We start from the raw sequence: 11,840 nt of genomic DNA, 5'->3' as shown, positions 1-11,840 counted from the left end.
CTTGTGATAAAGAAAGATTATTACAGACAGGCCGAATTTAAAAATAGATTTAGCTTCGATGAATACGACTATCGCTATTTATGCGAACAATACAATAACCCACTTCATTACTTTGTATATCGTCAATTTTTTATACTGGTTCAACCTGACCATAAACGACGAAAGCAGGTAGCCCGGGGCATAATTGACTATAAGGGATTAGTTCAAATTGCTAAGTATGAAAGAAAGCAATTATTGATGAATGGTTCAACACGGTTTAATAGGTGTCAGCTTATCGATAAGTCCGGAGTTATATCATGGGAACCGTGCTCAAGACAGTTAGCTAGTCATCTATTGGGAGAAAACGCCATAGTTGAAAGCAGAGAATTGAATGAATTAAGTTGGAGTGAATTAAACGCAGTTTGGGTTAGCCCTCAACAGCGAGAATCAATGCATTCAAATAATGTGTTCACGCAAGACGAAGTAAAGATTCATTTTGAAGATACCGTTTTAATTAGAGAACTGGTTGACTGGGCTCAAATGCAATTAGGAATGGAATCAGATAAAAATCATGAACGACAAGGAGCTATTCGACAGCAGATCGAAATGCTAGTTAGAGAATTTCCCAGTTTGGGTGCTGCAGCATTATTTAAAAAAATTCACCAAAATTTTATTGCTGATAAAGATGAAACTGACCCACTCAGTTTGTATTTGGAAGTTAATAAAGATGAAATAATTTGGGGGAAATCCGATAAATTCCAAAAATCACTCTCTAAAAAGAGGTTTCAAAACATTGTTTCGGAAATAAAAAAAAGTAAAAATTAATTTTCCCGGTTAACTTCCCGGGAAAAATGGGAAGAATAAATTGTACCTCAATGTTAATTGAAATACAGAGGTATAAATTGATGTCAATAACGTCAAAAAAACGCGCTCTTTCTGAGCAAGAAACTTCAGAATACATAGGAATGAGTCGATCATTCCTTCGTCAATCTCGAATGGAAGGTAATAGAGAAAATAGAACACCAGCGCCACCATTCATTAAAATTGGACGTTCAGTTCGTTATCTAAAAGAAGATCTAGATTTATGGCTAGATACTTTTTGCAAAATGAACCACATCGTTACGGAGGGCTTTCGTAATGAGTAATGATAACCAATTTGCCCAAGAAGCAATGCTTTATTCATCTAGCCAAAATTCGTTAACGGAAACTACTCCGTTAACGGGAATTGCCCCCATGAAAAGTCCCGTTACGAGCATAACTTCGTTAACGGAAAAAAGTCACACGGAATGTTATGGATTCATCAATAATAAACCCTTAATGAAACAAGACTCACTACGGCTGCAATCCCTTAACGAAAAATATTGTCATGTCTCAGTCGGAGGAAAGCATAAAGTAGTTTCAAAAAAGGTTTGTCCAGTTGATGGTGAATCGCTTTATTTTGAAAACCTAGCCGAATTCAAAAGTAACTTTCTTCATGAACCTAAAATGATGGGGCTTAATTTGGGGGATGCTTGGTTAACGTGGGAACATAAAAAGTTTAAACCAGGCGGGATAAGTTTTTATCCCAATCCTAATAAATGTCCAATGGACGTATACAATGTTTTTGGTGGGTTTATAGTTGAACCGGTTCAAGGAGATGTTGAACCATTTCTTAATCATGTTCAGAACATAATTTGCAACGGTGATAAATTAGCCTATGACTACGTTATCGGTTTTTTTGCACATCTTGTGCAAAAGCCGGATGAAAAGCCAAGCGTTGCAATCGTCTTAAAATCGATTGAAGGAACGGGTAAAGGTACTCTTGTCGAACCTATCATGCGAATACTCGGTAACGTAGCCGCTCAAGTTAATGGTGCCTATCAACTAACCGGAAGGTTTAATTCGGTAGTTGCTAATAAGCTATTAATCTTTGCTGACGAAGTTGAGTTAACTGACAAGAGATCCGCAGATAAACTAAAAGGGCTTATCAGTGAACCTAGAATAAGCCTTGAAAAGAAGGGACTTGATGTTATACAAATTCCTAATTATTGTCGTTTTATATTTGCGAGTAACCACCACAAGGTTCTTAATGCAGGCTCTCGAGAAAGACGATATTTAGTTTTAGAACCTAGCTCAACTAACGCCCAGAATAAAGACTACTTTTCCAAATTATGGGGATGGATAAATAACGGTGGTGCTCAGTATTTATTTCATTACTTGCTTAATTACGATTTATCTGGCTTTGATCCTCGCCGAGCTCCAATAACAAAAGCGTTACTGGAAGAGAAATTAGCTAACCTGAGCCCAATTCAGGAATTCATATACAATGAATTGTTAAGCGAAAAGCCTTTTAACGGTCAAGTTAGAATTGAAACAGTATCGTTAACTGAACAGTGCCAATATTGGCTTGAAAGGAATAACTATACATTTTCTGCGCCTCAGGTGAGGAGCGCTCTAGGAAAGCTTATGAATACACTTGAAGTAGTGGCCATTGGAAAAAGTGGTAGAGGTGCATACTACGAACTTCCAGATAAGGAGGATTTTCAACGGCGATTTGCCGTACTGTTGGGACATGAAGCCTCAGAAATTTTTTAATTTAAGTAGAAACCTATCCCACTTGTACCACGTTGGTAGAGGTGGGATAGGTCAATATAAAAAGATATTTTGTAGAATCTAAGAGGTTGCCCTTTGAATTGATAAATCAGTTATCAATTCAAACCTCAGTTAAAATAAATTAAGAGATTTAGTTTGTAATATGTTTGAGAGTCCGTTGCTGCTTGTTACGCTTTACTAATTTAATTGTGTAAACTCCAACTCGAATGATTTTGGCGATAAGGCAGCTTGCCAAATATTGGGGGCGAAATCGCTTTCAGCAATTATATTTAACAAAACTTCTTTGTCTTGGTAACTGATCTCTGAGCCCATATACACATTGGTAATTGTACTATCACTCAATAACAGCGACTCTCCATCATGAGGCAATGTCATTACATTTGGAACGAACATTATTCTGAACTCATTCTCATACTCCCAAGCTTTAGCTTTTACTAGTGCAGGCTTAAATGCTCTTTCATCCGAAGGTACTGGATAAGTGGCATGGGGGTACTCATTGCTGTATTCAACCTTGTATGCAAATGCGATGGGCATAATTGTGGCGTCAAATTCAATGCAAATTCCTTTATGTGAATTTGCATAATGAGACCAAAATAAAAGATTCACATTATCTGTCGTAAAGCAGCATATTCTCAATTCACCAAATGTTTTTTTAGTTGCATTTGCAATTGAGTTTTTTATGAAATTTGGATCTTTCATTGAATTACTGATCAAAATATCGGCATCTTTCCTTCTCATGCCATTTTTTCTAGCAACCTTTTTAAGATGGTCTCTTATCATTTTAGCTCTATTACCGGATTTACCAATTACAAAGTGAGGCTTTCCTTCAAAAGGGTCATTAAAGTCGGCCGGTAGAGAATGATATAATTTCTTTTTTATAAATAGATGCTCCAGAAATTCTGTATTCTCAGAGTTCACAGGCATGAAACGATAGAGGGAATGAATACCGCATTGTTCAGGCCATGGATGTATTTTTTTAAAATCCTCAATATTCAAATTTATTCCTTATAGCTTAGTTCTGCTAAGCGACGCGCGTTAGCGCCTCCTGTGGAGGCCGTTTTTGGCTGGAACGATACTTACGAAACTTGTTATATTTCATTTGCTTAGTGCGGACAACGGTATTGTAATATCTGTTGACCGATGATCATTTAAAAATTTTTGGCTAGTTGTTATAACCCAACCATTTTGATGGCTATTGGGCGCACCATATTCTTTGGCAACCTCAACTGGCACCTGAATAGCCTTCTTTATTACGCCACTGGCCTCAAATAAAATAACCACCAAAAAATCAAAGTCCCACGACCGAATAACATTTAACTGAGTTGATGATGAACCCTTAATTTTGCGAGACTTCACTTGATATAGGGTGCCATCGGGTGCCTCAATGTCAGCACTAGCACCAGAGATTTCTAGTAAGCGACCGCCGTAATGTTTATGAGCAAGATACTCGGCGTACTCGCCGACGATATTACTTGTACGGCCAAGAGCAATCGAAAGTTTATTAGAGTACTCGTTAAACTTTAGCCAGAGATCCTTTACATCTTCCATTGCATATCCTTGGAAATATAACGCCCCAATAAGGGGCTGATAATGCTTGGCTATGCTGAGAAGCGAAACGGAACCGAAGCCAAGCGTTAGCAGTCCCGTCACTTTATGCGCTCGTTAGGCGAATATACGGATAAAAGTGTTCTGTATCCACTTTTACAATTAATGGCTTGTTAAAATCATTATCAATATAACCATTTGTGAAAATAACTATGCGCCACTCATCTTGCTCAATGAAAGGTAATACAGGCTCTTTTCTTAATACGTCTGTGTTTAATGCGTTTAAGTAATGTGGCGGAACATCCGTCAAACCGAGTATTGCACCGTTTTTGTTTTGTGTTTGCATAAGAGCTGTATTTTGATAAGCAACTTGCCCAAACCTGTAACCAATAACATCAGTTACTTTTGAAGCTTCATAAAGAATTTGCGCACTGAGTTTCGACAATGATTTAATTCCGTAGGTATTACCTCCGAAGTCCTTTCTTTGTGCATTAGAAATGCTAGTCCCATGTAACGAAATAATGTAGTGCGGAACTATTTCCTGACCAACCTTGCCATCACCAGTGATATTGATAGTTACGTCATTGTCTGTTTTAAGCGACAACGGAAATTCAACATTTGAGGAATTAACACCTTCCCCTTTATCCACGCGAGCCGCATCTTCAATATTTTGATAGTATTTATTAGATCTCAACCATAATTCACCAGTATCAAGAGTGCTCTGATACAAATTCTCAGAAGTCGTTCTAAACAAAAGAGGAGAATTAAAATCGGTTTGAATATGTGACTCGGTCATTGATACGACTCCATTCGCCTAACGCCTCGTTAATAGGCAATAAAATAGTTGGCTAAAATTAGCGATAAAGGAGCAAAAGCCAACTGTTTTTTGTCCTTTTAAACGACTTGTGAGGCAATTTTTTAATTACTATTGAAAAAGAATGCCTTTCTAGCTTCATCGTCATGTAGATTATGTTTGGCTAAATGATGATGAGTTGCAGGAGCCGATTCTGAGTACAATTGGAAAGGTAACTCATCTATACATATTTCTGCAAATACAGCTGAAAAATCCTTTTCATAGCAATCTTGTAAAAGTTTTAAATTAGTTGATGGAAAACTATCCTTAAACTCTTTATTAAAATCAGGATAGAAATACCGGATCAGAGAAGCCTCAAACAAGGATATTCGTTCAGGCTCACTTGTATCAAAAAGTTTGTCTAAACCAGCCTTTATTCTTGAGCCATCATCTTGCTTTTGCGCTCTAGGGTTTAACATTGTTACTAATTGATTATTTGATTCTACAGATAAAAGCAATAGTGATAGCTTGTAGTTTTCAGGAACACCTTTGAGAGATATTTTTTGCAAAGTTTCATGTTTTTTAAGACGATCAAGAGCATTTCTCGAGCCGTCTTTTCCATATGCTTGACCAATGTATTTTACTTCAAAAAACATACTCTCAGAAACAAACTGAAGTAGTTTTTCTTGTGATATGGAGAACTTTTCTCCATCACTCCGCTCAAGGTAACTATAACCGTCTTGTTGGACTAGTTTATGATCTTCAGGAATTGGTAATTTTATCACCTTGATTTCATTCGCTACTTTGAGGGTGATTTCTAATTCACTACCTTGCTCAATGATATTTTCAATAGCTACATTAGGTAAATAACCTATTAAATAGATATGGCAATCCTTAATCACATGCTCATGTTGTGCTAAAAGTTCTTTGTCATATATAAACTCAGCTGGAAGTGTAAAATAACTTGAAGCATAGAGGCTCAAAGCGTGCTCTACATCGAACTCTTTTTGACCGAGCAAATCATTAAAAGAATCTTCCTTTACCATTGTGAATCCTTGTGCGAAATGTGACGAATTGCCTAACAGTATATTATGTTGCCAGCACAGTAATGTCGGGCTTTCAAAATACCTTGATTTTTTTATTAATATCTCACAAATTCAATAGCTTAAAAAGCAAATAAGTGAACGTATTTTATATTATTCAGCATTTACTGTGTCGGCTCAGTAATATCCTGCTTTATAAAATGCATAAATTTCATTTGTCACTAGAGTTGTAAACGCTTTTATGCATTCCGAGTGATTTACAAAGCAGGCTCAGGAATTTCGTCTATGTGTAGATGTAAGCGAAAGGGCGTAGATATAAAATCAGAGGTTATCAGGCTTAGATAGAGAATTTTTAATTGATTTCATTGTTCACCAAAAAACGATGCTTAAACTGATTATTTTGCTATAAAAGAGCTATAAATTATTTTTTGCATTGTGAGTTGTTAGTGGTTACTTATGTTGTATTCTCTGTAGAAATTGGTGGCCCCTCCCTGACTTGAACAGGGGACCTACCGATTATGAGTCGGGTGCTCTAACCAACTGAGCTAAGGGGCCATTAGGAAATGCTTTGATTTAGATAATAACCAAAAACGCTGGCAAGTATAAGGGCTTTTTTTTAGGATGTCACCACTTGCCCAAAAAAATCTCCCGCTTTTGGTTCGGTTGTCTAATTTATATACGCTTTCGTTAGTGTTTTGTTAACTTATGCCAGGTTAAATTTGCCTATTTCAGACTAATCTTACAGGCCTATTGGCGAATATCTTCTAATTTAATCATTAACATCGCCGCAAAACTTGCTACTATATAGAAGCTCGCGATAGATACAGATTCTAATAACAAAGGGAAGGTCGGTGACTGATTTTTTGCAAACCAGCAAAGCTTTCATCTTGGGTGTCGCATTTATTATCATGGCTCATATTGGCCTTGACTATTCTGCTGCGCGCTGGTCAATACCGGTCGATTCTGTGCAATATTCATTGCCTGTTCTGTTCGCAATTTCCCTCTTGCTTCCGGCCTATTTCAAACAAGCTCGAATTAGCTTCTTAACCATCATTGTTTCTGCCTATTATTATTTGCCAGAAACTGAGTTGGTGATCTCTGAGCCGCAATTGTATTTATATGGATTAGCAAGTTTGGCATGGTTATCGATGATCACCGAACGTGGTGTATTTAGCGGTCATGCTATAAAGCAAGTGCTGTTACTTGCTGCTACATTGGCTGCCGCTTACTTATGGCTATTCGCCAGTGCAAAACTGCAGCTGATTTGGCCGAAATTGTCCGGTGATGTGAGCAGTGTCTATCTACCATCTCTTATCGTTGGTTGTGTGGTTTTATGGCGTAATATGGCTCAGCCATCATTGTCGCAAACGGCCGTACTGGCGACCTATTTAATATGGTGTATTGCCCAATTTGAACTGGTTGTTTTTAACTGGTCAATTACCATGGCGATTTTGTGCTGTTATTATCTATTGGTTGTTATCGTCAATTCGTATTTTCTAGCCTATCGTGATGAGCTAACCGGATTACCGTCTCGCAGAGCGCTCAATCAATATGCCTCAACCCTCGGTAATACGTACGTGGTTGCAATGTTAGATATCGATCACTTTAAGAAGTTTAATGACACCTATGGCCATGATGTTGGCGATCAAGTATTGAAATTAGTGGCGACTAAAATTGCCAAAGTACGTCGTTCGGGTAAGGCGTTTCGTTATGGTGGTGAAGAGTTTTCATTGATATTTCCGCGTAAAAATAGCGAACAGGTTATGGCAGAGTTAGAGCGCATGAGAAAACTAATCGCGCACTACAAAATGGCTATTAGGCAACTTAACCGTCAGGGAAAACAAGATCGTAAAGGCTCAAAAGTCACGACCAAAACGGTGCACGTGACGGTCTCTATTGGAGTTGCTGTACATCAAAAACAAATGAGCTTTGATGACACCATTAAAATAGCCGATCAAGCCTTGTATAAAGCCAAAAAAGCTGGTCGTAATCGAGTCGTTGCGGCCTAGCTGAAAGATTTATATTTGTTAAAAGCGGTAGGTTAAACCTATGGCAAATTCAGCTTGTAGCCATAGCTTACTTGAACTTCTGATCAAACAGCCATTTTTACCTGAACAAAATATATAGCTGTCGCTATCAAAGAATGTACCGTAGCCACGAGCATCAAGACGGAGACTCAAACTATCACTAAACAAAAACTTCACACCGGCGCCTAAGTTGGCCGATATACGTGTTTCTGAATCTAAGGTCTTATCGCTAGGGTCAAGGTGCGCGACACCTAGGCCGCCGCCAATATGAAATGGTACTTTACCCTCAGAGATGGTCACGGTGCCGCCAATATGCAAGTAACTGACGCTGACCTCGGTATCCGCTAAATCAAATTCGACATCAAAATCAGTGACGCTGTGGCTAAACAGCAGCTCACCGGTACGATTGTAATCAAAGTTCCAACCCAAGATAACACCACCAGAGCCGGCATTATCAAAGTCTATTTCATAATATTCGGTTTCATCGATGCTTGCTTCATCGTCATCGTCTTCTTCATCGGGTTCGATATTATCTGAGGTACGATGACCACCGAAAAAGGTCAGTTCCCAATATTCTTCATATGATGCGGCGAAGGCTTGGCTGCTGTTAACACAAAGGCAAACTAATAGCCCTAAGAGTGGATACGTAAATTTCATAGATTCTTCTTATTGTTACCAACCAATCAGATAACGACTGCGCTTATCGAGCAATTTTTTGATCAGCACGGCGATAAGGTAGGAGATATAGATAACCACCATTGTAACGATAAAGGTGGTGAAGATATTTCCTTTGCCGGCTATTCCTAATAAATCTGGACTATCGTAAATCATCCACCAAGGTGTGGTGATCCACGGATGAATAAAGTAAATAGCAAAGCTGACTTCAGCCAACTTTTGTAAAAAGCCAATGCTAATGTGTTCGAACTTATTGAGAATGGCCAAGAGCACGAAGTTGATAAGCAGTTTTTGCGGCAGCATTAAATCCGGCACGGTGGCTTCAAAGGCGTCTTTATTTAACACCCCATGGCCAAAGTAGTAGGCTTGAATAAACGCCAAAGAAATGGCCGTTAACAGCATGATTAGCCAATATTTATCGATAAATGGGAACAGCTTGTCACGATGACGGGATGCCCACGCACCAATTAAATAGACCGGGAAAAAGTACACCAATGACTGGATGGCATTAAGATTAGATACTGGTCGATGCACGTACATGGCAATTAAGAATAATGGTACCGCGCTTAACAATAACCAATGTTTACGGATCATCAGCATCACCAAAGGGGACAAGGCAAATAACATCATGCCCATAGGTATATACCAATAAGCGGTTAACGCTCTGCCGGTAATAACATACCAAGCCGCTGCGGTGGATGTTTCGGTTATGTCCGCGTGAAGGTTGTGCAGGGTTGGCTCTGGTGCAGCGGTTAAATGCCAGATAATCCAAGGCAAGGACAGCAATATGTAGGGTAAAAATACATATTTGGTTTTGTTCTCCATGTATTTTCGGTAGTCCCAGCGATGATAAAATACATGGTGAAATAAGAAGCCAGAGATGAACACAAAAAATACCGTGCCGTTCATCATCAGGTTAAACCAGAACTTATCGGCTAAGGTAACGATTTCCCAACCGGCAGGACGATAACAATGCGCCATCACAATAAAAATAATGGCGATACCACGAAAGTGGTTGATGCTGTTGAGAAATTTTTTCTTTTCCGTTGAGTTCGTCACGATTCAAATCATTATTCTTGCTTTATAATCAGTATAATCCTAGTTACTGATTTTGCTCGAAAAATGCTGAAATAGTGGTGAACAGGCTGTTGCCCTAATAGATGGTACAGAGTATCTGTGCTCAGTGGCTTAGCTGGTATAAGATTTGTCGCCCATAAAAAAGCCCGCATTAGCGGGCTTTCAATTAGCTTTTTTGGCTTACGCGGTTTGGCGTTTATTCGCCGTCCAAGAAGCTCTTTAATTGCTCTGAACGAGACGGATGACGCAATTTACGAAGTGCTTTTGCTTCGATTTGACGAATACGCTCACGAGTAACGTCAAATTGCTTACCAACTTCTTCTAGCGTGTGATCGGTATTCATATCAATACCAAAACGCATTCTCAGAACTTTGGCTTCACGAGCGGTTAAACCGGCAAGAACTTCATGAGTTGCTGCTTTAAGGTTTTCCGTCGTTGCCGCATCAACTGGAAGCTCACCACTGCCGTCTTCAATAAAGTCACCTAAGTGCGAATCTTCATCATCGCCAATAGGTGTTTCCATTGAGATTGGCTCTTTAGCAATCTTCAATACTTTGCGAATCTTGTCTTCAGGCATCATCATGCGTTCAGCAAGTTCTTCAGGAGTAGGCTCGCGGCCCATTTCCTGTAGCATTTGTCGAGAAATACGATTCAGCTTGTTGATGGTTTCAATCATATGTACCGGGATACGAATGGTACGTGCTTGGTCAGCGATTGAACGGGTGATTGCCTGACGGATCCACCACGTTGCATAAGTGGAGAACTTATAACCACGACGGTATTCAAACTTATCAACCGCCTTCATCAAACCGATGTTACCTTCCTGAATCAAATCAAGGAATTGTAGACCACGGTTGGTGTATTTTTTGGCGATTGAAATAACCAAACGTAAGTTCGCTTCAACCATCTCTTTTTTCGCTCGACGAGCTTTCGCTTCACCGATTGACATGCGACGGTTGATGTCTTTGATACTTTGCACTGAAAGGTAGGTTTCTTCTTCCAGTTGATTAAGCTTGTGAATACAACGCTCAATATCAAAATCGACCATTTTCAATTTGTCTGAGTACGGTTTACCAGCGGCAATTTCACTTTCTAACCAATCAGTCTTGGTTTCGTTACCAGGAAAGATCTTAATAAAGTGTACTTTCGGCATACCCGCGCCAACCACACAGTGTTTCATGATCAGACGTTCTTGAACACGAACACGGTCCATAACGTCACGCATATTTTTCACTAAGCGATCGAATAATTTAGGTATTAGGCGAAACTCTTTGAATAATTCGGCGATGTCATCAATGGCTTGCACAGCATCTTTATGACCACGACCTTTTTTATCGATGATTTTATTAGCAACATCGTAAAGGCGGCGTAATTCAGTGAATTTTTCGCGTGCTTGCTCAGGACAAGGACCTGTGTCCTCTTCCTCTTCATCTTCCTCATCTTCTTCTTTCTTACCGTCATTGTCTTCGTCGGCAAGTTCTTCTTCAGAAAGCTCAGAACCAACGTGCGTTGCGGTAGGTGCAATTTCATCATCCGCATTCGGATCAGCAAATCCAATGATAATATCGCTTAAACGAATTTCTTCCGCTTCAAAGTTATCCCATTGCTCTAGCAAGTAATTAATTGCTGGCGGATACTCAGAAACGCTTCGTTGAACTTCGCGAATACCTTCTTCGATTCGCTTGGCGATGACGATCTCACCCTTACGAGTTAGTAGTTCAACTGTACCCATCTCGCGCATGTACATACGCACAGGGTCAGTCGTACGACCTATTTCACTTTCAACCGTAGCAAGTGCTTGAGCCGCGGCTTCCGCAGCGTCTTCATCGGTATTGGCTTCACTCATCATAAGTTCATCGGCATCAGGGGCGTTTTCAAACACCTGAATACCCATGTCATTGATCATGCGAATAATATCTTCGACCTGATCGGAATCTATGATGTCTTGTGGAAGGTGATCGTTTACCTCAGCGAAGGTTAAAAACCCTTGCTCCTTACCTTTAGTGATAAGTTCTTTAAGTCTAGATTGTGGGGCTTGATCCATTGACGAATGTCCACCTGTCTTGGCTATCAAAATACAAACAGTAAAGGACAAAATTATAGCAAGAC

At 39.4% G+C, this 11,840-nt stretch carries 10 protein-coding genes and 1 tRNA gene; 3 read left to right on the top strand and 8 right to left on the bottom strand.

Going from position 1 to position 11,840, the window contains the following annotated elements; all coding sequences use genetic code 11:
- Window positions 1-3 precede the first annotated feature (3 nt).
- Together HII16_RS02315 and HII16_RS02310 are read left to right on the top strand one after the other, a co-directional pair.
- Entirely contained in the window at window positions 4-804 is an 801-nt protein-coding gene (locus tag HII16_RS02315; protein WP_169127107.1) for a hypothetical protein, read from the top strand.
- 312 nt (window positions 805-1,116) lie between these two features.
- Window positions 1,117-2,553, top strand: a complete 1,437-nt coding sequence (locus tag HII16_RS02310; protein WP_169127105.1) for a DUF5906 domain-containing protein — start codon at window positions 1,117-1,119, stop codon at window positions 2,551-2,553.
- A gap of 195 nt (window positions 2,554-2,748) precedes the next feature.
- On the opposite strand, the gene HII16_RS02305 is transcribed toward HII16_RS02310, so the two are convergent.
- The 5 genes from HII16_RS02305 to HII16_RS02285 form a co-directional block, all read right to left on the bottom strand.
- The gene (locus HII16_RS02305) at window positions 2,749-3,567 is read right to left on the bottom strand and encodes a DUF2971 domain-containing protein (protein ID WP_169127103.1); all 819 of its coding nucleotides are present in this window, start codon (window positions 3,565-3,567) and stop codon (window positions 2,749-2,751) included.
- Between the two features lie 99 nt (window positions 3,568-3,666).
- Complete coding sequence (locus tag HII16_RS02300) at window positions 3,667-4,119, bottom strand: hypothetical protein (RefSeq protein ID WP_169127101.1); 453 nt, start codon at window positions 4,117-4,119, stop codon at window positions 3,667-3,669.
- Window positions 4,120-4,222: 103 nt separating this feature from the next.
- Window positions 4,223-4,912, bottom strand: a complete 690-nt coding sequence (locus HII16_RS02295) for a hypothetical protein (RefSeq protein WP_169127099.1) — start codon at window positions 4,910-4,912, stop codon at window positions 4,223-4,225.
- A 122-nt stretch (window positions 4,913-5,034) separates the two neighbouring features.
- A complete protein-coding gene (locus tag HII16_RS02290; RefSeq protein ID WP_169127097.1) occupies window positions 5,035-5,955 on the bottom strand; it encodes a hypothetical protein in 921 nt (306 codons plus the stop codon).
- 475 nt (window positions 5,956-6,430) lie between these two features.
- A tRNA-Ile gene (locus HII16_RS02285) sits at window positions 6,431-6,507 on the bottom strand.
- Between the two features lie 296 nt (window positions 6,508-6,803).
- Here HII16_RS02285 and HII16_RS02280 point away from each other — a divergent pair.
- Window positions 6,804-7,961: a GGDEF domain-containing protein gene (locus HII16_RS02280; RefSeq protein WP_348981375.1), complete on the top strand. Its 1,158-nt coding sequence runs from the start codon at window positions 6,804-6,806 to the stop codon at window positions 7,959-7,961.
- An 18-nt stretch (window positions 7,962-7,979) separates the two neighbouring features.
- Here HII16_RS02280 and HII16_RS02275 read toward each other — a convergent pair whose 3' ends face one another.
- From HII16_RS02275 to rpoD, 3 genes are all read right to left on the bottom strand, one after another.
- Complete coding sequence (locus HII16_RS02275) at window positions 7,980-8,636, bottom strand: outer membrane beta-barrel protein (RefSeq protein ID WP_169127095.1); 657 nt, start codon at window positions 8,634-8,636, stop codon at window positions 7,980-7,982.
- A gap of 15 nt (window positions 8,637-8,651) precedes the next feature.
- Window positions 8,652-9,713 carry an acyltransferase gene (locus HII16_RS02270; RefSeq protein WP_348981374.1) on the bottom strand — a complete coding sequence of 354 codons (1,062 nt, stop codon included), beginning with the start codon at window positions 9,711-9,713 and terminating at the stop codon, window positions 8,652-8,654.
- A gap of 214 nt (window positions 9,714-9,927) precedes the next feature.
- Window positions 9,928-11,775: an RNA polymerase sigma factor RpoD gene (gene rpoD, locus HII16_RS02265; protein ID WP_169127093.1), complete on the bottom strand. Its 1,848-nt coding sequence runs from the start codon at window positions 11,773-11,775 to the stop codon at window positions 9,928-9,930.
- Window positions 11,776-11,840: the final 65 nt, after the last annotated feature.

The organism is Thalassotalea sp. Y01 (assembly GCF_012932945.1).
Classification (GTDB): domain Bacteria; phylum Pseudomonadota; class Gammaproteobacteria; order Enterobacterales; family Alteromonadaceae; genus Thalassotalea_A.
The sequence above is the reverse complement of the archived record's forward strand: the minus strand, read 5'-3'. Positions and strand labels throughout refer to the sequence as shown.

Excerpts from the sequence above, each read along its gene's own strand:
- HII16_RS02310 (WP_169127105.1), top strand. The coding sequence starts at position 1,117 with ATGAGTAATGATAACCAATTTGCCCAAGAAGCAATGCTTTATTCATCT.
- HII16_RS02300 (WP_169127101.1), bottom strand. The coding sequence starts at position 4,119 with ATGGAAGATGTAAAGGATCTCTGGCTAAAGTTTAACGAGTACTCTAAT.
- HII16_RS02295 (WP_169127099.1), bottom strand. The coding sequence starts at position 4,912 with ATGACCGAGTCACATATTCAAACCGATTTTAATTCTCCTCTTTTGTTT.
- HII16_RS02290 (WP_169127097.1), bottom strand. The coding sequence starts at position 5,955 with ATGGTAAAGGAAGATTCTTTTAATGATTTGCTCGGTCAAAAAGAGTTC.
- HII16_RS02275 (WP_169127095.1), bottom strand. The coding sequence starts at position 8,636 with ATGAAATTTACGTATCCACTCTTAGGGCTATTAGTTTGCCTTTGTGTT.
- rpoD (WP_169127093.1), bottom strand. The coding sequence starts at position 11,775 with ATGGATCAAGCCCCACAATCTAGACTTAAAGAACTTATCACTAAAGGT.